Annotated in this window: 20 protein-coding genes and 1 pseudogene; 4 read left to right on the top strand and 17 right to left on the bottom strand. The window is 60.7% G+C overall.

The window, feature by feature from the left end:
* Positions 1 to 48: 48 nt before the first annotated feature.
* A complete protein-coding gene (locus ACA049_RS00775) occupies positions 49 to 885 on the bottom strand; it encodes a sulfotransferase family protein (RefSeq protein WP_497332361.1) in 837 nt (278 codons plus the stop codon).
* Between the two features lie 126 nt (positions 886 to 1,011).
* On the bottom strand, positions 1,012 to 2,583 hold the full coding sequence (locus ACA049_RS00770) for a glycosyltransferase family 39 protein (protein WP_497332359.1): 1,572 nt from the start codon (positions 2,581 to 2,583) through the stop codon (positions 1,012 to 1,014).
* A gap of 242 nt (positions 2,584 to 2,825) precedes the next feature.
* Here ACA049_RS00770 and ACA049_RS00765 point away from each other — a divergent pair, with 242 nt between their 5' ends.
* Both ACA049_RS00765 and ACA049_RS00760 read left to right on the top strand, forming a co-directional pair.
* Positions 2,826 to 3,413, top strand: a complete 588-nt coding sequence (locus tag ACA049_RS00765) for a phage tail protein (RefSeq protein WP_497332357.1) — start codon at positions 2,826 to 2,828, stop codon at positions 3,411 to 3,413.
* A 50-nt stretch (positions 3,414 to 3,463) separates the two neighbouring features.
* The gene (locus ACA049_RS00760; RefSeq protein WP_497332355.1) at positions 3,464 to 3,775 is read left to right on the top strand and encodes a DUF6916 family protein; all 312 of its coding nucleotides are present in this window, start codon (positions 3,464 to 3,466) and stop codon (positions 3,773 to 3,775) included.
* A 122-nt stretch (positions 3,776 to 3,897) separates the two neighbouring features.
* Here ACA049_RS00760 and ACA049_RS00755 read toward each other — a convergent pair whose 3' ends face one another.
* Genes ACA049_RS00755 through ACA049_RS00740 form a run of 4 tightly spaced genes read right to left on the bottom strand, consistent with a single transcriptional unit; the run spans position 3,898 to position 8,603 of the window.
* A complete protein-coding gene (locus ACA049_RS00755) occupies positions 3,898 to 4,395 on the bottom strand; it encodes a GNAT family N-acetyltransferase (RefSeq protein ID WP_497332353.1) in 498 nt (165 codons plus the stop codon).
* A 12-nt stretch (positions 4,396 to 4,407) separates the two neighbouring features.
* Entirely contained in the window at positions 4,408 to 6,504 is a 2,097-nt protein-coding gene (locus ACA049_RS00750) for a site-2 protease family protein (RefSeq protein ID WP_497332351.1), read from the bottom strand.
* Complete coding sequence (locus ACA049_RS00745) at positions 6,505 to 7,824, bottom strand: efflux RND transporter periplasmic adaptor subunit (protein WP_497332349.1); 1,320 nt, start codon at positions 7,822 to 7,824, stop codon at positions 6,505 to 6,507.
* Positions 7,821 to 8,603 carry an efflux RND transporter periplasmic adaptor subunit gene (locus ACA049_RS00740; RefSeq protein ID WP_497332347.1) on the bottom strand — a complete coding sequence of 261 codons (783 nt, stop codon included), beginning with the start codon at positions 8,601 to 8,603 and terminating at the stop codon, positions 7,821 to 7,823. The genes ACA049_RS00745 and ACA049_RS00740 overlap by 4 nt, the downstream gene beginning before the upstream one ends.
* 177 nt (positions 8,604 to 8,780) lie before the next feature.
* Here ACA049_RS00740 and ACA049_RS00735 point away from each other — a divergent pair.
* Positions 8,781 to 9,146: pseudogene (locus ACA049_RS00735) on the top strand (type II toxin-antitoxin system RelE/ParE family toxin).
* Positions 9,139 to 9,444, top strand: coding sequence for an XRE family transcriptional regulator (locus ACA049_RS00730; protein WP_083375321.1), 306 nt, complete (start codon positions 9,139 to 9,141; stop codon positions 9,442 to 9,444). Before ACA049_RS00735 ends, ACA049_RS00730 begins: the two are co-directional and overlap by 8 nt.
* A 428-nt stretch (positions 9,445 to 9,872) precedes the next feature.
* Here the strand turns inward: ACA049_RS00730 and ACA049_RS00725 are convergent, their stop codons facing one another.
* The 11 genes from ACA049_RS00725 to ACA049_RS00675 all read right to left on the bottom strand — a co-directional run bounded on the left by ACA049_RS00725 (position 9,873) and on the right by ACA049_RS00675 (position 24,290).
* Entirely contained in the window at positions 9,873 to 11,450 is a 1,578-nt protein-coding gene (locus ACA049_RS00725; protein ID WP_497332345.1) for an efflux transporter outer membrane subunit, read from the bottom strand.
* Positions 11,447 to 12,514, bottom strand: a complete 1,068-nt coding sequence (locus tag ACA049_RS00720) for an HlyD family secretion protein (protein WP_497332343.1) — start codon at positions 12,512 to 12,514, stop codon at positions 11,447 to 11,449. Before ACA049_RS00720 ends, ACA049_RS00725 begins: the two co-directional genes overlap by 4 nt.
* Before the next feature lie 26 nt (positions 12,515 to 12,540).
* Positions 12,541 to 14,076 (bottom strand): MFS transporter, encoded by a 1,536-nt coding sequence (locus tag ACA049_RS00715; protein WP_497332341.1) that lies wholly within the window; start codon positions 14,074 to 14,076, stop codon positions 12,541 to 12,543.
* A gap of 218 nt (positions 14,077 to 14,294) precedes the next feature.
* Complete coding sequence (locus tag ACA049_RS00710) at positions 14,295 to 15,215, bottom strand: LysR family transcriptional regulator (protein ID WP_497332339.1); 921 nt, start codon at positions 15,213 to 15,215, stop codon at positions 14,295 to 14,297.
* A 184-nt stretch (positions 15,216 to 15,399) separates the two neighbouring features.
* Positions 15,400 to 16,266: an ABC transporter permease gene (locus tag ACA049_RS00705; protein ID WP_497332337.1), complete on the bottom strand. Its 867-nt coding sequence runs from the start codon at positions 16,264 to 16,266 to the stop codon at positions 15,400 to 15,402.
* Between the two features lie 20 nt (positions 16,267 to 16,286).
* The gene (locus tag ACA049_RS00700) at positions 16,287 to 17,147 is read right to left on the bottom strand and encodes an ABC transporter ATP-binding protein (RefSeq protein WP_497314824.1); all 861 of its coding nucleotides are present in this window, start codon (positions 17,145 to 17,147) and stop codon (positions 16,287 to 16,289) included.
* A 5-nt stretch (positions 17,148 to 17,152) separates the two neighbouring features.
* Complete coding sequence (locus ACA049_RS00695) at positions 17,153 to 18,178, bottom strand: ABC transporter substrate-binding protein (RefSeq protein WP_253401189.1); 1,026 nt, start codon at positions 18,176 to 18,178, stop codon at positions 17,153 to 17,155.
* 17 nt (positions 18,179 to 18,195) lie between these two features.
* Positions 18,196 to 19,083, bottom strand: a complete 888-nt coding sequence (locus tag ACA049_RS00690) for a TauD/TfdA dioxygenase family protein (protein WP_497332334.1) — start codon at positions 19,081 to 19,083, stop codon at positions 18,196 to 18,198.
* 303 nt (positions 19,084 to 19,386) lie between these two features.
* The gene (locus ACA049_RS00685; protein ID WP_497332332.1) at positions 19,387 to 20,754 is read right to left on the bottom strand and encodes an HlyD family type I secretion periplasmic adaptor subunit; all 1,368 of its coding nucleotides are present in this window, start codon (positions 20,752 to 20,754) and stop codon (positions 19,387 to 19,389) included.
* Complete coding sequence (locus tag ACA049_RS00680; RefSeq protein WP_438658306.1) at positions 20,744 to 22,900, bottom strand: type I secretion system permease/ATPase; 2,157 nt, start codon at positions 22,898 to 22,900, stop codon at positions 20,744 to 20,746. Before ACA049_RS00680 ends, ACA049_RS00685 begins: the two co-directional genes overlap by 11 nt.
* Before the next feature lie 37 nt (positions 22,901 to 22,937).
* Positions 22,938 to 24,290 carry a TolC family outer membrane protein gene (locus tag ACA049_RS00675; protein ID WP_497332330.1) on the bottom strand — a complete coding sequence of 451 codons (1,353 nt, stop codon included), beginning with the start codon at positions 24,288 to 24,290 and terminating at the stop codon, positions 22,938 to 22,940.
* Positions 24,291 to 24,358 lie beyond the last annotated feature (68 nt).

Here is a 24,358-nt window from a genome sequence, read left to right as displayed (position 1 = left end):
GCTCACCCGGACTCGAACTTTCGTGACGCGAAAATGAAAAAGCCGCGATCAACTGATCGCGGCGTCGGCTTTCATGCGAATGACATTGGCGGCGCTGGCTGAACCATCGAGCCAAAAGGACAATTCCGAGTATTGCTTGAACAAGTCTGGCGGCAGGATCGTGCGCCGCGATTGCAGTTCGACCCTCGGCTTGACCTTGTGCAAGCCCGAAACACCAAGGGCCTGGTCGAACTCCGGCGCGTCGTAGGCGAGGTTGTCAAAGTCATGCTCGAACCCGGGTTCGCCGATGAAGTCGTAGACCAGCCGCATCACCCGGTCAGGCGCCTGGGTCAGCAGGTCGTAGTCGACGATCAGCAGCGAGTCGGCGTGTTCGCCGTAATAGGCTTCCTTGAGCGCCGCCCAGGCAAAACCCACCAGGCGATTGCGCTGGGCAAGGGTTTCGCAGCGGCTGTAGACGGTGTTGCGCTCGATCGCATCGCCGAACAGCTTGGTGTTTTCAAAGGGGTTGGCGCGGTACAGACGCTCGATGCTGTCCATGACCCAGGCGACATTGCGCACACAGGCAATGACCTTGGCTTGTGGAAACAGATCGCTGATGGCCGGCAGGCGCGAGCTCCATAGCCGGTTGGTGTCGAACACCACCGGTTTGTCGGCCTTGTCGGCGTAGAAGGAATCGAACAGACCGCGCAGCAAACGCCGGCGCAGATCGGTATCGATCACCGCGCCAAATTCACTGCCGGCGCTGCACTGTTCCAGAACACCGGAAAACAATGCGCCAACGGGGCTCGTCATGCCGGCATGAAAGCGCGGGTTCTGCAAAAGGATTGCAGAAAGCAGGGTCGAGCCTGAGCGCGGCAAGCCGGAGATAAAGTGGTACTGCTGCATCCCTTCACCTGAGCATAAGTCCTTTATGTATGACGGAGCGTAGACTATGAATCGCGGTATCAGTAGTAGTGTTTTGATATCAAATCGAAGCTAAATCGTCTGAAAAACGAGATTTTTGTTACTGACTCAATGCCACACGAACAACCGCGCATTGGCGCCGCCTGCCTGCGTTTCGCCAACGCGCTGCCAGCCGGCGGGCAACGGCGCGAACTCGTCTGGCACACCGACAGTGCCGATCAACCACACGCGTCCCGTGCCTTTGGATAATTCGCCCAGGCTGTCGAGGTAAATGTCCGGGGTCACCAGCGTACCGAACCCGTAGGCATTCGGCCGGCTCGAAGCTCCACCGGCTAACGGTGGCGTGTATAGCAACGGCTTTGCGTCGGTGCGGTTGTAATAGACGTAGCTGAGGTACCAGAGCATGTCGCTGGTGACGATCCGGTCACCGGCAACGAAGTGCTGATTGACGTAATTGACCATGACGCTCAGCTGATCGTTGGTATCGACCGTGGCGTTGTTGTTCAGGCCCACCAGTTCGACACCGACAAACAACACCAGTATCGCCACGGCCAGCACCCGGAAACCCGAGTAAAGGCGATCAATGGCCAGCGCGGCAATCATCGGCAGGCCGAGGGCGTAGGCGGTGAGGTAACGCTCGATGAACACCGGCGAGATCAACGACACCGAAAACACCAGCAACAACGGCAAAACGGTATAGATCACCACCAAGGCACTGCCACGGATGACACTGCGATCACGGACGAGCGCCACCCAGGCCAGGGCCAGCAACGCCAAAGGCAAGGTGATGAACATCAGCGTCGGCAGGTTCTCGCCATCGTCCTGGATCAAAAACGACCAGATCATCGAAGGCATTGAGCCGAGCGTGACCGGTGCCTCCCACCCCACATCACCATTGGCCTTGAGCTGATCCATGTGCTGGAGCAGATCGATCAGGCTCGGCACCCACGGCAAGTACAAGAGCACGATGGCCACGTTCGCCAGCCACCAGCCGGGGCGTTGAATATGCCGCAGGCGATAGCCTGGCTGCAGGCGAATCACCCCCAGATACAGCCAGTGGCAAAGCACGCACAGGGCGGTGAAGTAATGGGTGTAGAACGCAGCGCTCATGAGCAGCACATACGCCACCAGATAATGCGTGCGCCGGGGATATCTGATCCAGTAGACCAAGGCAATCGTCGCGCCGATCAGCCACAGGCCCAGCAGCGCATACATCCGCACTTCCTGGCTGTAACGCACTGCCGTGGGCAGTAGCGCCAGCAGCAAACCGGTTAGCAACGCGGCACGCCGGGTGGCGAGCAAGTCCACCAGCCACACACCGAGCCACACCGTGGCAATCCCGGGCAATGCGCTGAGACAGCGGATCGAAAATATACCGTCGCCAAACAACTCGACCCAACCATGCAGCAGCATGAAATACAGCGGCGGGTGGACATCGTGGGCGGCGTGCAGCCAGATATCGCCAAGAGAATAGTGGCTCAGCAGCAGGCTGGAACCTTCGTCGCCCCAGATAGCCGCTGCCGTCAGGTCGTAGAAACGCACCAGCGCGGCCAAGGCCAGGATCGGCAACAGCCAATGCTCGCGCACCCACCGAAGCAGGCGCTTAACAATCGCCCAGGCACCGGGTGTCGCTTGCGGGCCTTGGGTGCCGTCGAGCGGCAATTCTCTGTACGCCTCCATTGCCTCCCCTCAGGACTGCCGGTGAAAAAGCGTTGAAGCCTGCAATCACTGTAGGGCAGCGACAGCGCCGTCGTCGATGCTGGCTTTGCGACCAACGACATTCGGCAGTTCAAGCGGATCTACTACGCTCTGGCGTGGCGTGACCCAGCCACGGAGATGAATGGAGTCGGCAATTCGCAACGAGGTGCCCGTACGGGCAAATCTGCGTGGCGCGCCACAACCAACCTGAGGGATGAGGAACTATGGAAGTATTCATGGGCACTGTGCAGTCTTTCGCCTTTAACTTTGCGCCTAACGGCTGGGCCTTGTGCAACGGCCAGACGCTAGGGGTCTCGCAATACCAGGCGCTTTTCTCACTGCTGGGAACCTACTATGGAGGCAATGGCTCAACCAACTTCATGCTACCCAACCTGCAAGGCCGAGTGCCAATTGCCCAAGGCAACGGGCTGGGCCTGACCCCGCGCGTCATCGGCGAATTCTCCGGGACCGAGAACGTCACCGCGACCATCACCAACCTGCCGAATCACACCCACGCCTTGTCCGGGCTCACGGCCACCACCACCCTGCAACTGGCCAGCCCGGCGAGCAACCCGGTCACCAATCCAACCGCGACCAACTCGTACATCGGCGCCTCAGGCGGCGGCCCGGGCTCGGCGAGCATCTTCTCCGATGCGCAAGGTGCTGCGGCCGTGCCGCTCAAGGGTGTGGCCACGGCAGTGACGGGAGAAATCTCGTCCGCCGGTAACGGTTTGCCGATGGAGACGATGAACCCGTTCCTGGTGCTCAACTTCAGCATTGCCTTGAACGGGTTATTCCCTTCTCGCAACTGAGGTCTGGCCGGGGGTTCAAATCCCCCGGCCGTTTTTTCGGGAGTGACGCCATGTTGCAACAGGTTCAAAGCCAGCACTTTCAGGCCCTGCTGGGCAAGACGGGAGCGCTGCGGCTGCCGGATGGCAGTGAATTGCCGATCCATATCGACACGCTTGAGGAAACGCCCCGTTCGCGGATGCCAAACAGCGAGCGCGTGCCGTTCAGTGTCGAATTTAAAAGCCTGGAACCCACAGCGTTTGTCGATGGATTGTGTGCGTTGGAGTTGCCGGAGCTGGGTCAGGTGCAGGACATTTTTGTCTCCCGTGTTCCGGCCATGGGGCGTGATCCGTGTATGGGGTATTTCTACATCGCCTTCAACTGAACACACCGAAATCCCAATGTGGGAGCGGGCTTGCTCGCGAATGCGGCTTAACATTCAACATTGAACTGGGCTGATCCACCGCATTCGCGAGCAAGCCCGCTCCCACATGATCGGTGGTGGATTCAACCCTGTGGATACCACACCAACCGCTCCGCCGCCGGGTTGCGCTCTTCAACCTGGAACCCCAGCGCCAGGTAATGCTGGCGCGCATGAGGATTGCTGGCCCAGACCACTGTGGCCACCGGGCAGCGAATCTGTTGCGCAGCTTTCTGCACACCTTGCAGCACCTTGCGGCCATAACCTTGGCCACGCGCCTTTGGAATGAACGCCAGGTACAGCACGCGAATTTCATTGGGACCAAAATCAGTGGTCAGCGCGCCGATGGCCGTGTCGAGTTTTTCAATCACGTAGTGCATGGCGTTGGGGAAGCGTTCGCCCAGACCCTGCTCCTGCACCTGAAATTGCTGGGCGACCACCTGCTCGACCACTTCCCGCTCACCGTCGATCCACTGCAGATCCGGCCGCGCCGCCTGATAAAGACTCTGTAGAAAAGGCCCATCGCTGGTCCGCGAGGGCCGAACCACCAAGCCATCGGCCGACACTGAATCGGTAGTTGCCATCACCTGCTCTCCTTAGAAACCGCTTTCCCTGACACCCAGCGCAGCCATGCGTCGCCAGGCCACGCCCAACAACGACTCGCCGCTGCCCTGCAACACCACCACGCCGCGCAAGGGTTGCATCGGCGTCGGTGCGGCTTCGAGGGTGCTCAACCGCGCCCCGTATTGCCCCTGCACCGGTTCAGCCCGTTGATGCGCATCCCGGCGCACGGCGATCGGCCCGTGGTGATCGGACGTCAGCGCTTCCTGATCGACATAGGCCGCGCCATTGGTGTCGATTTCGGTCAATTGCACGGCGATCGCCGGGTGCATCGGATCATCGGCGATGAACCGTCCGGTGGCCCCCGGCGCCACGCGCCACAGTTCGGCTTCGGCCAGATAGCCACGCAAACGCGCGCCGTCTTCAACGACACGCGCCAGAGGATCCTTGGTCGACAGCCAGCGACCGACCACCAGTTGCGGCAACAGATCGCGCACGGTGCCGGCGTGGGGCGCGCGCAGCAACAGACGTTCGCGCTGCGCCGCCAGCCCGCGATAGTCGGCCACCGCCTCCGCCAAACGTTGCTCGACAATACCTGCGTCGGCGACGGTTTCACTGCGACTGGCCTGACGGCGCATCTGCAACTGCTGGATCTGGATCTCGCGACGAACGATGGCCTGGCGCGAGTCCAGGTCTGGCGACTCCAGCTCGATCAGCACCTCGCCCTGGGCAACCACTTGGCCGTCCTGCACATTCACCGTTTTGACTCGCGCCGCGACTGGCGCATGCAACGCACTGGCGCGTCCTGCTTCAAGCATCGTCGGCAGCTCCACCGCACTGCGCCACGGCAGGACCAACACCAACACCAGTCCGAGCAAGGCCAGACCACTGAGCAACACGCGTGGTGCATACGCCTGCTCCCGTCGACTCCACCATTGCCGCCACTCGCTCAAGATCGGCAGGAAGATGAACCACACCAATTCCACCAGCATCAGGAAAATCCCCAACACTTTGAAGAACAGGTGATAGACCGCCAGCGCGATCCCGAAAAACAACGCCGCGCGCCACAGCCACGCGCCATAACCCCAGATCAGCAATCGGCGCTGCATCTTCGGCGACCAGGGCTCCGGTGCCGCCGCGCCATAACCGAACAAAAACTCGCGCAACCGCCAACGGCACAAGGCAAAGGCTCGCCCTTGAAGGTTGTCCACTTCCCAGAAATCGCTGAGCAAAAAGTAACCGTCAAAACGCATGAACGGGTTGAGGTTGATCACCAGCGTGGTGATCCAGGTGGCACTGGCGAGCATGAACGCCGCCGTGCGTCCGGGACCGTCCGGCAGCAGTGACCAGACCAGCAGCGCGATGCTCGCCAGAAGCAATTCCGCCAGCACGCCACCGGCACCAATCAGCAGCCGCGCGCGGCGATCATTGACCCGCCAGGCATCGCTGACGTCGGTGTAAAACATCGGCAGCAACACCATGAACGCCACGCCCATGCTCTGTACCCGACAGCCCGCGCGTTTGGCCATGAAGGCGTGGCCGAACTCGTGACAGAGCTTGGCAAAGAACAACGCCACACCGAACGCCAGCGCGCCGCCGAGGCTGAACAGATGCGGGAAAGTGGCGATAAACCGCTGCCAGTCCCGAGACACCAGAAACACCCCAAGCCCCAACGTCGCGGGCAATCCATAGCGCAGCGCGCGTGGGCCGAAGCGTTCCAGCCACGGCCATGCGCGATTGAGAAACGCGTCCGGACGCCACAACGGAATGCGAAAAAACAGGTATTGGTGCAGCAGAATCTGCCACAGCGTCTGACGCTGGGCGGCCGCCTTCAGGCTGTAGCTGGCGCGCTGTTGCGGATCGAGCGCGCTGATCAGATCGTGGCCACGCAAAAAGCCCAGCAATTGCTCAAGCTCAGCGCCATCCAGTGGCAACCCGGGCTCGCGGTTGGCGGCGCGCAGCACCTGTTCGGGATCACCCAACGACCAATGACGCAGCAAACGCATCGCGGCGGCGCCCAGTTTGAAATAGCGCCCGCGCACCGGGTCAGCCAGGGTCCAGCGCGGCGAACCATCGAGGGCCGGAGCCGCCACGGACAGTTGCAAATCGGCCCGAAGGCTCGGCAGGCTCATCTAAAAACCCACACTCTGGCGCAAACCGGCCAGCGGTCGACGCAACAGGTACAACGCCAGCGGTGCACGGTCGCCGAAAATTTTCGCCGTTCCGCGCAGACCGATGCGCGGCGGTGTGCCCTCGAAATTCGCATCCAGACGATAAGCCAGTTGCCCGGCAGCGGTGGGTTGCGCCTCATAGGCCGAGCGTTCGAGTTTCGCCAGGTGCCGTTGCAACGGATCACTGTCGAGAAACAGCGCGACCTGCGCGTCCGGCTCAAGGGCAATAGCATCGCCGACCGCCAGTTCGATGCGCAACTCGGCCTGCGTCGGGTCAGCAATTTCCATCAGCCGCTCGCCGGTCTGCACCGGTTTACCGGTCCAGCGCTCCGCGTCGGCGAACACCGCGATACCGCCACGCTCGGTGCGGACTTCACTGCGTTTGAGCAGTTCGCGGGCGTAATCCCGTTCGGCGCGTTTTTGCTCGACTCGCGCAGCCAACAGATCGATTTTCGAGCTGGATTCAGCATCAGCGAACGAGCGTTGGGAATTGGCTTTCAACTCAGCTTCGGCCACGCCCAAGGCGCGCTCGGCCACATCGGCCTGGGCCTTGAGCGTGGTGCTTTCAAAGCGCAGCAACAGGTCGCCGGCTTTCACCGTTTGATTGGGTTTGACCAGGAACTCGGCAATCACTCCGTCCAGTGGCGCCGCCACCACGCGGCCACCCAATGGCACCACTTCTGCCGGCGCCAGCACCGATTGGCGCACCGGAATCAGCAGCGCGAGCAACAGCACGGCGACCAGTGCCACCCGACGTTTGCGTGTCCAGCGCAGCCGCCACGGTTTGCGCGGTTGCAGCGCCAGCCAGGCGTGGCTGTAGGTGTCGCCCAGTTGCGACAGCAGCACTTGCTCGGAAGGATTCCACGGCAGGTCCCGCGCCAGCCACAGGCCACCAAACACCTCACCCTGGTGATCGATCAGCGGCAACCAGAACACCTGAGCCGCCGAAAGGCTTTGCCAATCGGCCTGGATCGATTCGCTGAGCCCATTCGCCGGGATCACCCGTGCCTGCTTCAGCACACCGGCCTTGAACAACTGCGCCACCGCCTGCTCGACGAACGCCACGAACGGCGCATTCGGGTCCACGGCACTGACGCCCGTCACCGCCTGCACCTTGCCAGCGATCAACAGCGCCGCGTGACGAAAACCAAACAACGCCTGCCCCTCATTGACCAGGCTGTAGGCCAGTTGCGCAGGCGTGCGCGCAGCGCGGGTCAGGCGTTCGAGATCAAGAAACCTGGCAAAGACCTGTTCGGCAGCGCCGGCAACGGGCGCGTTCATTTAAGCTCCGCGAAACGCGCCGTGCCGCTCATGCCGGCCAGCAAACCGTTGGCATTGGGCAGCGTCGCGACCAGCAACAAGGTCTGGCTGCCTTCGTCAATTCGAGCGCCGAGGCGCTTGACCGTGGCATCCAGCGGCTGACCGGTTTCATCGGGGACAAAGCTGAAGGTCTGACCGGGTTTGAGCCGTGCCATCCAGCGTGACGGCACCAGCAGATGGATTTCCAGGGTGCGGTTGTCGACCACATCCAGCAGCGGCGTACCGGCCGCCACGCTTTCATAGCGTTTGACCTTACGCTCGACCACTTGGCCATCGAACGGCGCCAGCACGCTGCAGCGTTTGACCTGAACCTGATAAACCTGAGACTGCGCCTGCGTTTCGCTGACCTTGGCCTCGGCCCGCGCCACTTCAAAACGCCCGACCGAATTCAACGCCGCCAGCTGTTTGTTGTGGGACAGCTCTTCACCCGCGCCACGGCTGGCGGCCTGCGCCGCATTGAGCTGGGCCTGATAAGCCGAGCAATCAAAACGCGCCAGCGTATCGCCCTTCTTGAACGACTCGCCCTCACTGAACGGCAACTCGACAATGCGCCCGGACAACTCACTGGCAAGCACCGCCTGATCCCGGGCCCGCAACACGCCACGGGCCTCGCTGCTGGCTGGCGCATTGCTGCCAGCGGCGCTGTTTTCCAACAGCGGATCGTCTGGCGCGGGGGTTTGCGCCTCGACGGCGCAGGTAACCAAGGTCAATCCAATAACCCAAACACGAACACGCCGCATAACCGTATCTCCCTGACGGATGAGCGGAGTCTATGACAGGGTGGGTGGGCGTCAAGTGGATAGCCGACACTTGTTGGAAAAGCGAAGTATCGGAAAAGGTCTCGTTGGCTAAAAGGGCCTCAACCTATCGAAAATATAACCTTGATGGAATATTCCACAAGGTGCATATTTCGCCCCATGAATTGGGATATTGAATACACCGACGAGTTCGGTGACTGGTGGACGGATCTGAGCGAAAGCGAGCAGAGCTCTGTGGCTGCAAGCGTCAAGCTGCTCGGTCAATTCGGCCCGGGCTGAGGTTTCCCCACAGCTCAGGCATAAATGGCTCACGCCACGGCCATCTCAGAGAGTTACGGGTTCAGCATGCAGGGCGTCCTTTTCGCATCCTGTATGCATTCGATCCCAGGCGGTGTGCCTTGCTGTTGATTGGCGGTGATAAAACCGGTCAGGATCGATGGTATGAAGTCCAATGTACCGCTGGCCGATCAGCTGTACGATGAGCATCTCGACACATTGCGCAAAGAGGGTCACAACGATGGCTAAGAAATTTGCCGAACTCGAAGCGCGGATGACACCCGAATCCCGGGCACGCGCCGAGTCGATTTATGAACAACATATAAAGGAAATGCCGTTGCACGAATTGCGTCAGGCCAAAGCACTCAGCCAGGCCACGCTTGCAGAAACCCTGCATATCAATCAGGCAGCGATTTCCAAGATGGAACGTCGCACTGATATGTATATCAGCACATTACGTAACTACATCCGCGCGATGGGCGGCGAACTTGAAATCATCGCTACTTTTCCGGATGGTCAGGTAAAGATCGAGAATTTCGCTGGTTGAGCAGCCAACTGTCTGCTTTATCGTAGCCGCTCGTTAGTTTTTCCAGTTTCGATACATGAAGTACAAACCGAAGGTCGCGCCAAACAGGACTGCGAGCTTGCGTTTAGACACGACATAGAAAGCACATAACAGATCGTTGCCCATGGCGCGGTCTGCAGCAGGTGGCGAGTAAGAGTTGGGAAGCATGAGATGACGGCGCTTGTTAGGCATATGGGCCGCAATATTAACGCCGGTTCAGGTAGACCAAATCCCACATAAAAAAATCAGGACATTTCCTACGAGACAGTCCTTTGGTCAATCATTGCTTTCAAAACCATTTGCCCCTAACTTTGGCACACCACTGAACCTTGTACGCAGTGATTAAGTTCGCTGGCGGTTAGGGTGAGAAAACCGGCCTCGGCCGGTTTTTTCGATTTACCCCCACGAAATTAACGCTGTACCGTCTCTGCCAACGGATACACCGACTCCCACCCCCCACCCAACGCCTTATACAAACCCACCATCGCCAGCGACACTCCGGTCGAGCTCTCCACAAGCTGCTCCTGAGTCGCCAACAGCGCGCCTTGCACCGTGAGGACGTTGACGAAATCCACCACCCCTTCCACATATTGCTGCTGCGCGGTGCGCAGGGCGATCTGGTTTTGTCGGACGGCTTCGGCGAGGCTGTCGCGGCGCAGTTGGCTGGCGTTGTAGGCGCTCAGTTGATCGTCGATTTCATGCCATGCGCGCAGTACGGTTTGCTGGTAGGCGATGGCGGCTTCCTGTTGCTGGGCCTCGCGTAAATTCAGGACCCCGCGCAGGCGGCCACCGTCGAAAAGCGGCAGGCTGAATTGCGGGCCGATGCCGAACGCGCGCGAGCCCCAGGAGCCGAAATTGCTCAGCTGCATGGCCTGCGAACCGATGTTGCCCGACAGGGTGATCCGCGGATAGAAGTCACCCTTGGCCACGCCGATGCTCGCGGTGGCGGCATGCAGGCGGGCTTCGGCCTGACGGATGTCCGGACGGCGTTCGGCCAGTTGCGACGGCAGGCCGATGGCGACCTGACGCGGGGTTGGTGGCACGGGGGCGTCTGTGGATAACTCGGCGTGCAGCGCTTGCGGCGGTTCGCCCATCAACAGGCTGAGCGCATTGATCAGTTGCGACTGGCGCTGCTCCAGTGTCGGCAGGCGCGACTCGATGGCCGCGACTTGGGCGGCCGCTTCGGCGACGTCCAGGTCGGTGGCAACGCCGTCAGCCAGGCGCAGTTGCGAGAGTTTCAGGCTGTGTCGGGCGACCTCGAGGTTTTGCTCGGTAACGGCCCGGGTGCTCTGCACGCCGCGCAGTTGGATGTAGTCCTGAGCCGTTTCGGCGAGTACCGAGAGCAGCACGCCACGACGATCGTTTTCCGCCACTTCCAGGGTCGCGTCGGCGGCTTCGGTTTCGCGGCGCACACGGCCCCAGAAATCCAGTTCCCAAGACGCGGAGAAGCCTGCGTCCCAGAGGTTGAACGCCGAGTCGCCGCTGTTGCCTGATGGGTCGTTCAGGCCTTCGCCGCTGTTGCGTTTGCGCCCGTAACTGCCAGTGGCGGCGGTGTTGGGGTAGCGCTCAGCGGTGATCACCTGGCGCGCGGCGCGACTTTGCTGCAAACGGCTGCTGGCGAGTTTCAGGTCGAGGTTATCGGTCAGGGCGCGTTGGGTCAGAGCGGCGAGTTTCGGGTCGTTGAAGACTTCCCACCAGTGTTCGTTCATGTCGGCGGGGACTGCTTCGCTGGCGGCGGATTTGGACGGCTTCGACCATTCGGTGATTTGTTGTGGTTGAGGTTTTTGAAAGTCGGGGCCGACGGTGCAGGCTGAAAGGCTCATGACCAGCAAGGCGCATAAGGTGAGTTGAGGCCACTGGCCTCTTCGCGAGCAAGCCCGCTCCCACAAGGGATCTCCTTTTGCGCACAAAGCTCGGGCATCACCCAGATCCCCTGTGGGAGCGGGCTTGCTCGCGAAGGCGTCAGCCCAGTCAACAAAGCGCTTCATCGCTGAACCACCTCAGCCGCAGTCACCCCACCGGCCGTATCAATCCTCGCCTCCACCGACATCCCCACCCGCAACCGCTCGGCCAATGCCTGACCCGGTTCCAGCACAATCTTCACCGGAATCCGCTGCACCACCTTGGTGAAGTTGCCGGTGGCATTGTCCGGTTTGATCGACGCAAACGTCACACCCGTGGCCGGCGCGATGCTCTCGACACGCCCCGTCAACACTTCGCCACCGAGGCTATCGACACGCACTTGCACGTCCTGCCCCGGCTTCACGTCGGTCAGCTGGGTTTCCTGAAAATTGGCGACCACGTAAGCCTGTGCCAGCGGCACCACCGCCAGAATCTTGCTGCCCGGCGTCACATAAGCGCCGACCCGCACCGCCCGCTCGCCCACCATGCCGTCCTGCGGGGCCACGATGCGCGTGTAAGACAGCTCGTAGCTGGCCATTTCCAGCGCCGCTTGCGCCCGCTTCAATCCGCCTTCGGCCGCGTCGCGCTGAGCCGTGAGGATCTCCACCTGTTTACGCTCCGCCGCCAGCACCGCCGTGACGTTGGCCAACCGCGCCGAAGCCTGATCGATGCGGGTGCGCGCTTGCTGAGCATTCTGCACCGTGCCGGCACCGACCCCGGCCAGGTGGTTGTAGCGGTTCAGTTCATGCTCGGCGAAGGCCATTTCAGCCTTCGCCGACACCACCGTGGCCTGGGCCTGAGCGATCACCGAAGCCTGGCGTTCAAGGGTTGCCCGAGCATTTTGCAATTGCGCCCTGGCCACCAACGTTTCGGCGTCGGCAGCTTGAGCGGCGGCACGCAGGTCGCGGTCATCGATCAAGGCCAGCAACTGCCCGGCCTTGACCTGCTGGTTATCTTCCACCAGCACTTCCTTGATGAACCCCGCCACGCGAGGCACCACCAGGGTGAAGTCTGCCGAGACAAAGGCATCGTTGGTGTTCTGCTGGGTGCGCTTGCCGAAAAGGCCTGGCGCCAACAGGTAAACCAGCACGCCGACCGCCACCACTGCGGCGACGCCGACAGCCACTTTTTGCTTTGTTTGAGTCGTCATAAAAACCTTCTGTTTCAGTGAAGCGTTCATGTCGGTGCGCGCGGTGGGTAAATCCGCGTCGGCAGCCAGAAAATCAGCAGGATCAGCATCAGCGCGACGCCGGCCATGCACAGATAAAGATCCGACGAGGTCAGCACCACGGCCTGCTCATGCAGTCGATGGGCAAGGCCGGTGCTGTCGCTATTGGCCAGAGGAGAGTTGCCGAGGTTGTCCACCAGCATGGTCGAATGGAAATGCAGCCTTGCCGTGGTCAACGCCTCAATCACTCCGGTAGCGATCACCGCTGACAGGCCTTTCACGGTGTTGAACCAGGCCGAGGCGTACGGGCCTTCCATTGGCGTGATGCTGCCGGTGGAAAGCATCAGCAGCGGCAGCACCGCCATGGGCTGACCGAAGATTTGCAACCATTGCAGCGCGTAGAAATCGTCACGAATCCACACCGATGTCAGCTGCGAACCCCCGATGCACGACAGCGCCAACATGCTCAGACCGAGCCCCAGCACCCAGCGGCAATCGACCCAACGCAAGTTGCACAAGGCCGCCACCAACGGCAGCGCGATCAACTGTGGCAAGGCCGCCAGCAGCATGATCGGGGCGGTTTGAACCGGACGATAACCCTGGACCTGCGCCAGGTAACTGGACGGAATAATGATCACCGCCAGCAGCACCACCAACACGCCGGCCAAGGTCAGCAAGGCGAACGACAGGTTGCGGATGCCGAGCATCTGCATCTTGAAAAACGGGATCGGCTGCGACCATTCGTTGATCAAAAACAGCACCAATAGCAGCAACCCACCGCCGAGCAGTCCGCAGATCAGGCTCGACTCGAACCAGTCCAGACGATTGCCCTGCAGAATACCGATCACCAGCATGCAGATCGCCGCAAACCCCAGCAGCAAGCCGCGCCAGTTGAATTGCTTGAAGCGCTCCAGACGCAGCGGATCCTGCGGCAAGCCGTAGGCCACGGCTGCCATGGCAATCAGGCACGGGGCGATGATTTGCCAGAAGGTCCATTGCCAGCCGACATACTCGGTCCACAAACCGGCCAGAGGCGTACCGAGCCCTGGGCCGAAAGTGGCCGTCAGCGCATAACCCGCCAGACCGTACAGCTTCACGTTGGCCGGCAAAAAGCGTAGCGCGACGGTCATCAGCATCGGCGGCAGCGCACCGCCGGCCAGGCCTTGCAAAGTACGCATCAGCAGCAGGCTTTCGTAATTCGGGGCGAACGGGCACAACACGCCCAGCAGGGTGAAGGCGCTGATGGCGCTGAGGGTGAAGCGCCGCAGCGAGAAGGTCACCGCACACCATGGCGCGAAGGCCATGGCGGCTACCGAAGTCGCGGTGTAGCAGGCGACCAGCCAGGTGCCTTCGTCGTAGCCGATGGCCAATGCGCCGCGAATATCGGCCAGGGCAACCTTAGTCACCATCTCGTTGAGACCCGACACCAGCACCGCTAGCAACACGCCCACCAGACCGATGATGATTCGCGGGCCGAAGACGGGTGGCGTAACGGCGGCCGGAGAGGCCGCGGCGAGAGGTGCCGTGACCGTGAGGGAAGTCATTTGCTGCAAGCTCCGGGGTTGAATACCGGAGCATTTTAAGAAGCGTGGGACGTTACGAAAACTGACTTATCGGCAGGTTATAAGTGCGCCCGATGCAGCAATACAAATCCCCTGTGGGAGCGGGCTTGCTCGCGAAAGCGGTGTGTCATTCAAAGCAGATGTTGAAAGTAACGGCCCCTTCGCGAGCAAGCCCGCTCCCACAGGGATGGGGGTGAACTTCAAGATGGTTGTGCGGCCAGCCACGTCTCGTCGCAGCACGCCTTGAGCGTTTCACGCAGCCAGCGATGTGCCGGATCCTTGTCGAAACGCGGGTGCCAGGCCTGGGTCAGCATCAGGGTGGGCAAGGGAATCGGCAGGGTAAACGAGCGTAGCTTCAATCCCAGGCGCCGCACGCTCAACAACGCTTCCTTGGGCACCGGCAGGATCAAGTCAGAATCCGGCAGCGCAAACATCGCGGCGTGGAAACTCGGCGCAATCACCGCCACCCGTCGCTCCAGACCAAGGGCGTTCAATGCGCTATCGATCGGCCCACGAGCAATGCCGCGACGGGACATGCTGATATGCGAAAACCCGGCGAAACGTTCGGCCGTGATCTCTTCGTCGAACAGCGGATGGTCCTCGCGAACCAGGCCAACGAAATGGGTGGAGAACAGGTTCTGAACCTTCACTTCCGGGGTCAGCGGGCGGGTGTTGCTGATGCTCAGATCGATCCGCCCTTCGCGCAGCGCTTCATCATCACCATCGCCTTCGGGAACGAAGCGCAGCTCGCAATGCGGCGCCTGGCGGTCGAGGGTGTCAAACAGCTTGCCGCCGTAGACGCCAACGAAGAAGTCATTGGCGCGGATGCTGAAACGACGACGCAACGAACCCAACTCCACCGCATCGGCCGAGCGAAACAGCAGCGCGGCCTGCTCCACGACGTCGCGCACCTGCTCGCGAAGCTCCAGCGCCTTGGGCGTCGGGACTAAACCTCGACCGGCGCGCACCAGAATCGGGTCGCCGATGGCCTCGCGGATACGCGTGAGCGTTCGGCTCATGGCCGCCGGGCTGAGGTTCATCCGCCGTGCGGCGCCCACCACACTGCCCTCGTCGAGCAAGGCGTCGAGGGCGACCAACAGGTTCATGTCCGGAAGTTGCATGCTGAGCACTCGTGTCTTGGTTGGGCTGATTCAGACGCAATGCTAGCAAACATCCTTTAGTTGGGTGGTGATTGCACTGACGCCTTCGCGAGCAAGCCCGCTCCCACATTGGATTTGTGTCGATCGCAAAACCAATGTGGGAGCGGGCTTGCTCGCGAAGGGGCCAGACCAGACACCGCAAATCTTAGCGTTGCATCCCCCACCGCTTGACGGTCACCCGCTCCAGCGAATCAAACACCAGATTCTCCACCAGCAACCCAATCAAAATCACCACCGCCAACCCGGCAAACACCTTGTCGGTGTACAGCTCATTACGATTCTGAAAGATGTACCAGCCCAGCCCACCCTTGCCGCTGGTCGCGCCAAACACCAATTCCGCCGCGATCAGCGTTCGCCACGCAAACGCCCAGCCAATCTTCAACCCGGCAAGAATCGACGGCAGCGCCGCCGGGATCAGGATGAACAATACGAAGCGCATACCCTTGAGGCCATAGTTGCGCCCGGCCATGCGCAGGGTTTCCGAGACGCCGAGAAACCCGGCATAAGTATTCAGCGCCAGGGCCCAAAGCACCGAATGCACCAGCACGAAAATCAGGCTGTTCTGCCCCAGGCCAAACCACAGCAGCGCCAACGGCAGCAGCGCAATCGCCGGCAGCGGGTTGAACATCGAGGTCAAGGTACTCAGCAAGTCGCGACCGAACTGCGTCGACACCGCCAACGTGGTCAAGGCAAACGCCAAGACGATGCCGATCAGGTAACCCTTGAGCAACACCACCAGCGAAATCCAGACTTTGCCCAGCAGTTCGCCGCTGAGCAAACCGTCATACAGCGCGCTGCCGGTTTGCAGGAAACTTGGCAGCAGCAGGTCGTTGTTCTGAATGCGCGCAACCACTTCCCACAGCACCGCGAGCAAAATCAGGATCAGGCTTTTACGCAGCCAAGCCTGTTGCCAGAGGCGCTGGCCGAGCGGTAATTCTCGCTCAACCGGCACGCTGGTCAATGGCTGCAAAACGGTTTCGAATTCTTCACGCGCAGATGATAAATGGCTCATCGGGCACTCCTCTCAATGGCTCAATAAGCGATGCGAATGTCGGAAAAATCCAGCTCACGCTCGGTTTCCGGTGACTGACCTTCATCGAATAACAACCGATGAATCCGTCGCGCCGACTCCTGAAACGCCACGCCGCCGAGGCTGTGCAAATCGTATTGATGGCTGTGGACTTCCGCCCGCACTCGCCCCGGATGCGGCGACAGCAGCAGGATTCGATTGCCCACCACCAGCGCTTCTTCGATGGAGTGCGTGACGAACAGCAGCGTGAAACGCACCTCTTCCCAGAGCAGCAGCAATTCTTCCTGCATCTTGCGGCGAGTCAGCGCGTCGAGAGCGGCGAAGGGTTCGTCCATCAGAAGGATTTTCGGCTGCATCGCCAGCGCTCGGGCAATCGCTACGCGCGCCTTCATGCCGCCGGACAAGGTGTGCGGATAGGCATCGGCAAACGCCGCCAGACCGACCTTGTCCAGGTAGTGCAGCGCCCGTTCTTCAGCCTCTTTGCGCTTGAGGGTTTTCGAGGCCAGCAGCGGAAACATCACGTTCTGTTTGACGGTTTTCCACGGCGGCAGTTGATCGAATTCCTGGAACACCACAATCCGGTCCGGCCCCGGCGCATGGACGGTTTGCCCTTGCAGCCGAATCTCGCCTTCGCACGGTTGAATGAACCCGGCAACCGCCTTGAGCAGCGTCGATTTACCGCAACCCGACGGCCCCAGTAGCACAAAGCGGTCCGCCGGATCGATTTCAAAACTCACTTGATGCGTCGCTCGAACCACACGTTGCGGTGTGCGGTATTCGAGGCTGACATGGTCGACGGACAGCAGCGCCTGGGCGGCTGCGATCGGGTTGCTGGCCGTGTGGCCTTGCAAAGGGGCGTTCATCTCGATCAGCTCCCTTGCAGCGGTTTGGCGTCCTGGAAGAAGTAATCCTTCCACGAATCCGGTTTGTTTTTGATCGCGCCGACGCGGTACAGGAATTCGGCCAACGGGTAAGTGTTTTTCGGCGTGACACTGAATTCGAACTGCGGGTTGTCGATGATTTTCAGCAACGCGGCACGGTCGATTTTGGCTTTGGTGACACGGATGTAAGTGTCCGCGGCGGCGCCTTTATCGTTTTGTGCAAACTGCGCGGCTTCGGTCAGTGCTTCAACGAAGGCTTTGTAGGTTTTCGGGTTTTCGTTGCGGAATTTCTCGGTAGCGAACAGCACCGTTGGCGAGTTCGGGCCGAGCAGGTCGTAGGTGTTCAGCACCACATGAACGTTGGGATTGGCCAGCGCCTGATCCTGGAACGGCGGGTTGGAGAAGTGCCCGGTCAACTCGGTGCCGCCGGCGATAAGCGCAGCCGTGGCGTCCGGGTGCGGTACAGCAATGGTGTACTTGTCGAGGCGATTGAATTCCTTGTCACCCCACTGCTTGGCGGCCGCGTATTGCAGGAAGCGCGACTGCACCGAAACGCCCACCGCCGGCACCGCGATGCGGTCCTTTTCGGTGAAGTCGGCGATGGTTTTGACCTTGGGATTGTTGCTCACCAGGTAGTACGGGAAGTTGCCGAGGGAGGCCACGGCCTTGACGTTCTGCTTGCCGTGGGTGCGATCCCAGATGGTCAGCAGCGGGCCGACGCCCGCCCCGGCAATATCAATCGAGCCTGAGAGCAACGCATCGTTGACCGCTGCGCCACCGGACAACTGGGTCCAGTCGACTTTGATGTCGATGCCTTCCTGCTTGCCGTACTTCTCGATCAGATTCTGATCGCGCACCACGTTGAGCAACAGATAGACGATGCCGAACTGCTCGGCGATGCGGATTTCACCTTCGGCGTGGGCCACGGTCGGCGCCACCAGGCTGCCGGCGATCAGGCTGAATCCCAAACCGATGGCAGCGGCCAGCGGCGCGAATGGAAGACGTTTGGACATGGGAGTTCTCCGACAAATCAGAAAGGCGCGTCGCCCTGGATGGTGGTGCGATACAGCTTGCGGCGCAGATGGCTTGGGCATCCGGCGGCGAGGTGGATCAGCGAACGGTTGTCCCAGAACACCAGGTCGTGGGCTTGCCATTGATGGCGGTAGATGTTTTGCGGCAGCACGCTGTGGGCATAGAGTTCGTCGAGCAGTTGCCTGCTCTCGTCTTCCGGCAAACCGACGATGCGGGTGGTGAAACCCTCACTGACGAACAACGCCTTGCGGCCGTTTTCCGGATGCGTGCGCACGATCGGGTGGACCACTTCGGCCACTTGGGCCAGTTGCTCCGGGGTCAGGGTCGGGCGCCAGTTGCCTTCGAATTTGGTCTCGCTGTAACGCGCGGTGTAGGAGTGCGCAGCCGAGCGGCCCTCGACGGCTTTGCGCAGTGCCTCGGGCAGGTTGTCCCAGGCTTTGTGCATGTCGGCGAACAAGGTGTCGCCGCCTTCGGACGGCAATTCCTGGGCATGCAGCATTGAGCCCAGGCTTGGCAATTCTTTATAGGAAAGGTCGGAGTGCCAGAACTTGCCGGCATCGCCGAGGCCGATGGATTGGCCGTTTTCGATGATGTTGGAAACGATGAGGATTTCCGGGTGACCGGCCAGCAGGAACTGCTTGAGCACATGGATCTGCAACACACCGAAGCGGCGGCTGAAGGCGATTTGCTGCTCGGGTGTGATGCGCTGGTCGCGGAATACCACGACGTGATGATCGAGATGCGCGCGGTGGATGCGGGCGAAATCCTGATCATTGATCGGGCGGGACAGGTCCAGGCCGATGACTTCGGCACCGACAGCGCCGCTGAACGGGCGAATGTCGAAGGTTTGTGGCGCGATTGCAGGTGACGCAGAGACGGCTGACATAAAATCACTCCCACGCACGGCACGCTCAAGGGCGCGCGCGTCGATCAAGAAACTCACGGAGGTCCCGTGTTGGTTCGTGTCGTGCGGCGCGCCGATTGGTCGGCAGGTACGCAGGAGGGTGACTTTATAGATATAAGAATTGAAATTTAAATACCGTTAGTGAATAACGATATGGCTTTTGATTTTTATCGCTCTTGAGGCCGCCTTCGCGGGCAAGCCTCGCTCCTACAAGGGATGGTGCGTTCACAAAGCCCTGTAGGAGCGAGGCTTGCCCGCGAAGAGGCCATAAGCCGCAAAGAAGATTTACCGTTCGTGCAAAGCCTCTGCCCGAGCCCGGATAATCGGTTTCAGCAGATAGCTGAGAACAGTCTTTTTGCCGGTAATGATATCCACCGAAGCCACCATCCCCGGAATGATCAGCAACGGCTTTTCATCCGTCCCCAGGTGACTGCGATCTGTACGCAGTTTGATGATGTAGTACGTGGTCTTCTTGTCTTCATCGGTAATGGTGTCAGCACCGATCTGCTCAAGTTTGGCCTTCAGCCCACCATAAATGGTGTAGTCATACGCCGTGAACTTCACCGTTGCTTCCTGGCCCGGATGCAGGAAAGCGATGTCTTGCGGGCGGATCTTCGCTTCCACCAGCAAGGTGTCGTCCAGCGGTACGATTTCCACCAGGTCGCTGCCCGGCTGGATCACGCCGCCGATGGTGTTCACCAGCAACTTGTTGACGATACCGCGCACTGGCGATGTCACCAGCGTCCGGCTGACCCGGTCTTCGAGCGCCTTGCCGGTGGCCTGGGCCTTGTTCAGGTCGGTGCGGGCTTCGTTAAGTTGGGTCAGGGCTTCGCTGCGGAACTTGCCGCGGGTCTCGTCGATCTTGCGCTGCACTTCCTTGATCGCCGATTCGGCGCGCGGGATTGCCAGCGTGGTGGCGTCCAGTTGCCCACGGGTTTCGACCTCGGCACGCTTGAGCCGCAACACCTCGACCGGCGACACCGCGCCCTGGGCCACCAGCGGCTCGGACATGTTGATTTCCTGACGCTGCAACGAAAGTCCATTGCGGTACTGCGACTGCTTGGAGGTGAATTCGCGCAGCTCTTGCTGACGCTGGATCAACTGCTCCTGCAACCCACCGATCTCATCGTGCAGCTGCTGACGACGGCTGATGTACAGCGACTCTTCGCTCGCCGCCTGACCGGGAACAGCCTTCAACACATCAGCCGGGAAGTTCAGCGGACGGTCATCGACCTCAGCGCTCAAGCGCTCCACGCGCAGCAGCATCGACAGCCGATCGGCTTCGGTTTCGCCGACGTTGGAGGCAAACCGTGTGTCGTCCAGGCGAATCAGCGGCGCACCGGCGTCGACGATCTGCCCTTCGGTGACGAACAGCTCAGAGACGATGCCGCCCTCAAGGTTCTGGATTTTCTGGATCTTCGACGACGGAATGGCTTTGCCGTCGCCCTTGGTGACTTCGTCGATCACCGCGTAATTGGCCCAGAGCATCAGAAACACGAAGAAGCCGATGATCGCCCAGATCGTCAGCCGCACCACACGCGGGGCGTCTTCGATGAGGGCTTTATTGACCTCGGGAAGTGGCTGGCCATGCAGCGACTCGGAGCCTTTGAAGTAACGGCGGATCGAATCCTTGAAACCCGACTTAAGCAACACTGATCTGCCCCTTTTTCAACGCTTCCATCACGGCGGCTTTCGGGCCATCGGCGAGAATTTGTCCACGGTCGATGACGATCAGGCGATCGACCAGCGACAACAGCGATGCCCGGTGCGTGACCAACACCACGGTTTTGTTTTCGACTACCGCAGCGAGGCGCTGCTTGAGGCGTTCTTCGCCGGTGTTGTCCATGGCGCTGGTCGGTTCGTCGAGCAGCAGGATCGGCGGGTTGAGCAGCAACGCACGGGCCAGGGCCACGTTCTGGCGCTGACCGCCGGACAGGTTCTGCCCGCGCTCACCGACTTGCAGTTCATAACCTTGCGGGTGCAGACGAGCGAACTCGTGCACGCCGGCCAGTTCGGCGGCCTGCAGGACCATTTCGTCTTCTACATAGCGCGCGCCCGAGACCAGGTTGTCGCGCAGGGTGCCGGCCAGCAGCTGGATGTCCTGTGCGACGTAGCCGATGTTGTGGCGCAGTTCGCTGACGTCGATCTGACGGATGTCGACGCCGTCCACCAACAGCGCGCCGTCGTCCGGTTGATAGAGGCCCACCAGCAGTTTGGCCAGGGAGCTTTTGCCCGAGCCGCTGCGACCGATGATGCCGATCTTCTCGCCCGGCTTGATCACCAGATTGATGTTGTTCAGCGCCGCGTTCTGCTGGTTCGGGTAGGTGAAGTTCATCTGCCGGCATTCGATGGCGCCTTGCAGCACTTTGCGGCTCAGCGGGCGCTCTTCGAAGTTGCGTTCTTGCGGCAGTTCCATCATCTGGTCCACCGACACCATGGTCACCCGCGCTTGCTGGTAGCGGGTCAGCAGGCCGGACAACGAAGCCAGCGGGCTGAGCGCGCGGCCACTGAGCATGTAGCAGGCAATCAGACCGCCCATGCTCAGATTGCCGGCGATGATCTGATACACGCCGAAGACGATCATGATCACCCCGGCCAGTTGCTGGATCAGCAAGGTGATGTTCATCGCCAGGCCGGAAAGCATTTTCACCCGCAGCTCGAGGCGGCTTAGGGTGCCGATGGTCTGCTCCCACTGATACTGGCGTTCGCTTTCGGCGTTGTTGACCTTCACCGCATCGAGACCGGCGAGGGTTTCGATCAGGCTCGACTGCCGCTCGGCGCCCAGGGCCATGGTTCGTTCCATGGTCGCCACCAGCGGCTTCTGCAGCGCATAACCGATCAGCAGGGCAATCGGGAACGCCAGCACCGGAATCCACACCAGATGCCCGCCGAGAATGGCGATGACCATGAAGATCAGCAGCGTAAACGGCAGGTCGATCAGGCTGGTCAGGGTCAGCGAGGCAAGGAAGTCACGAAGGCTCTGAAACTCATGGATGTTCTGGGCGAAGCTGCCGACCCGGGCCGGGCGGTATTTCATGGCCATGCCGACGATGCGCTCAAACAGCGTCGCCGAGATAATCAGGTCGGTTTTCTTCCCGGCCAGGTCCAGGCACAAGCTGCGCAAGCTCTTGAGGATCAGGTCGAACAGGTAGGCGCCGGTGATGCCGATGGCCAGCACCCACAGCGTCGATTCCGCCTGGTTCGGCACCACCCGGTCGTAGACGTTCATCACGAACAGCGGCGCGGCCATGGCGATGATGTTGATCAGGAAACTGGCGGCGATGGCGTCGGCGTACAGCCAGCGCGAACGCTTGAGGGTGTCGCGGAACCACGAGCGCGCGCGCGGGATCAGCGTGCCGTGATTGACGTCGAATTTGTGCTGGGGTTGAGCGAAGAACACTTTGCCAATGTAGTCGTCGGCCAACAGCTCGCGACTGACGAGGCTTTCGCCACCGTCGCTTTCGCTGATCAGCAGGCGGGCCTGGTCTTCACCGTGCCAGCCGAGCAGGACGGCGCTGCGACCGTCCTTGAGCAGCAACAGCGCTGGCATCGCAATCGCAGGGATCTGCTCCAGCTTGCGCACCAGAACCCGCCCTTGCAGACCGGCGCGAGCGGCGGCGCGAGGCAGCAGTTCAACGCTCAGACGCTGCTTGGGCAACGGCAGGCCGGTGGTCAGCATCGCGGCGCTGGCCGGCTTCTGATGCAGGGTGCACAGGGCTAGCAGACCATCCAGTAACGGATCGTCGTGCAGCGCGCGTGGATCATGAATGAGTTGAACTCGACTGACTTCTGATTCCACGCTCGGCACTCTTGGCTAACAGTAAAAAAGGGAAGACTCAATTCATCCCGGGTAGCTGGACCCTGGGCTTCACGTCGTTCTGCACAACGGATGCCAACGGTGCGACCACTCCCTGGCTCCTGAGCAACTCGCCCATGGTCGCCTTGATTCGGTATTGAGTAAATAACTGAATGTTTTTGATCTCCGCCAGGCGACGGGAAGCGGTGAACAGCTCGTTTTCACTGTCGAGCAAGTCGAGCAAAGTGCGCTCGCCAAGGCTGAACTGCTTCTGATACGCGGTGCGCACGCTGGTGCTGTGATCGACATATTGCTGAGCGATCGGCACCTGGGCATTGGCGTTGTTCAAGGCATTCCAGGCCAAGCCCAGTTCTTCATTCAAAACGCGCAGGGCGTTATTGCGGATATCCAGCGCCTGGTTGGACAGGTAGGACTTGGATTCCAGATCCGCCTTGTTGCTGCCGCCGGCATACAGATTGAAGCGCATGCGCAACATGGCCTGCCATTCGTTGCTGTGCCCGTTCTGACCGTCGAGATCGTTGTCGGCGGAGCGACCCAGTTCGGCATCGAAGCGCGGGTAGAAGGACGATTTGGCCGCGTCGTACTGTTTCTCCGCCGCGGCGATGTCGGATTCAGCCGAACGCAGGATCGGGCTGTTTTCCAGCATCTGCGCGCGGGCTTCATTCAGGTTGGCCGGCAACAGCGCGAGGAAATCAGCAGGACGCTCCAGTTGATCGGGCATCTGGCCCACGGCGCTGAGGAAGTTGGTCTCGGCGTCCGCCAGGTTGGTCTGTTCGGTAATCAGGTTGTTGCGGGCCTGGGCCATACGCGCTTCGGCCTGATCGAGGTCGGCGCCGCTACCGACGCCGCGCTGGGTGCGCAATTTGATCTGGTCAAAAATGCGTTCGTGGCTTTTCAGGTTGTCCGTGGCCAGTCGCACGAATTCGCGGCGGGTCAGTACGTCCAGATACACCTGGGCGACGGTCAGCGCGGTGCGCTCGGACGTGCCCAGCAAAGAATAAGCACGGGAATTAACGGTGGCTTGTTGACGCCCCACTTCACTGGACGTCGCAAAACCGTCAAAAACCATTTGCGACAGACGCAAACTTGATTCGCTGCGGTTCAGGGTTTCCCAGTGATTGTCGTTGCCGGCAGCACGCGTGGTGACGCTGTCAGTGCCTTCTCGACCATAACCGCCCAGCAGATCGACCCGCGGAAGGTATCCACCTTTTGCTGCCTTTAACTGATAATCCGCGGCCAATCGACTATTAACGCCTGCCTGGATTTCCGGATGGACATCCAACGCCTGTTGCATGGCCTCCGGAAGTGACTGCGCCTGAACAAAACTGGCGGCAAGGGCGAACGGTAAAGCCTTGAACAGGTGCAAACGCATGGTTGGAATTTCCCGGAATTACTTGTCTTGAATCACTGCAGAACGTGCCGCTGCATCGGATGATGACC

This window comes from Pseudomonas sp. LBUM1662 (assembly GCF_059695915.1).
Note: the sequence above shows the minus strand (reverse complement) of the source record. Positions and strands in the feature narration are given on the sequence as shown.

Excerpts from the sequence above, each read along its gene's own strand:
- ACA049_RS00775 (WP_497332361.1), bottom strand. The coding sequence starts at position 885 with ATGCAGCAGTACCACTTTATCTCCGGCTTGCCGCGCTCAGGCTCGACC.
- ACA049_RS00770 (WP_497332359.1), bottom strand. The coding sequence starts at position 2,583 with ATGGAGGCGTACAGAGAATTGCCGCTCGACGGCACCCAAGGCCCGCAA.
- ACA049_RS00765 (WP_497332357.1), top strand. The coding sequence starts at position 2,826 with ATGGAAGTATTCATGGGCACTGTGCAGTCTTTCGCCTTTAACTTTGCG.
- ACA049_RS00760 (WP_497332355.1), top strand. The coding sequence starts at position 3,464 with ATGTTGCAACAGGTTCAAAGCCAGCACTTTCAGGCCCTGCTGGGCAAG.
- ACA049_RS00755 (WP_497332353.1), bottom strand. The coding sequence starts at position 4,395 with ATGGCAACTACCGATTCAGTGTCGGCCGATGGCTTGGTGGTTCGGCCC.
- ACA049_RS00750 (WP_497332351.1), bottom strand. The coding sequence starts at position 6,504 with ATGAGCCTGCCGAGCCTTCGGGCCGATTTGCAACTGTCCGTGGCGGCT.
- ACA049_RS00745 (WP_497332349.1), bottom strand. The coding sequence starts at position 7,824 with ATGAACGCGCCCGTTGCCGGCGCTGCCGAACAGGTCTTTGCCAGGTTT.
- ACA049_RS00740 (WP_497332347.1), bottom strand. The coding sequence starts at position 8,603 with ATGCGGCGTGTTCGTGTTTGGGTTATTGGATTGACCTTGGTTACCTGC.
- ACA049_RS00730 (WP_083375321.1), top strand. The coding sequence starts at position 9,139 with ATGGCTAAGAAATTTGCCGAACTCGAAGCGCGGATGACACCCGAATCC.
- ACA049_RS00725 (WP_497332345.1), bottom strand. The coding sequence starts at position 11,450 with ATGAAGCGCTTTGTTGACTGGGCTGACGCCTTCGCGAGCAAGCCCGCT.
- ACA049_RS00720 (WP_497332343.1), bottom strand. The coding sequence starts at position 12,514 with ATGACGACTCAAACAAAGCAAAAAGTGGCTGTCGGCGTCGCCGCAGTG.
- ACA049_RS00715 (WP_497332341.1), bottom strand. The coding sequence starts at position 14,076 with ATGACTTCCCTCACGGTCACGGCACCTCTCGCCGCGGCCTCTCCGGCC.
- ACA049_RS00710 (WP_497332339.1), bottom strand. The coding sequence starts at position 15,215 with ATGCAACTTCCGGACATGAACCTGTTGGTCGCCCTCGACGCCTTGCTC.
- ACA049_RS00705 (WP_497332337.1), bottom strand. The coding sequence starts at position 16,266 with ATGAGCCATTTATCATCTGCGCGTGAAGAATTCGAAACCGTTTTGCAG.
- ACA049_RS00700 (WP_497314824.1), bottom strand. The coding sequence starts at position 17,147 with ATGAACGCCCCTTTGCAAGGCCACACGGCCAGCAACCCGATCGCAGCC.
- ACA049_RS00695 (WP_253401189.1), bottom strand. The coding sequence starts at position 18,178 with ATGTCCAAACGTCTTCCATTCGCGCCGCTGGCCGCTGCCATCGGTTTG.
- ACA049_RS00690 (WP_497332334.1), bottom strand. The coding sequence starts at position 19,083 with ATGTCAGCCGTCTCTGCGTCACCTGCAATCGCGCCACAAACCTTCGAC.
- ACA049_RS00675 (WP_497332330.1), bottom strand. The coding sequence starts at position 24,290 with ATGCGTTTGCACCTGTTCAAGGCTTTACCGTTCGCCCTTGCCGCCAGT.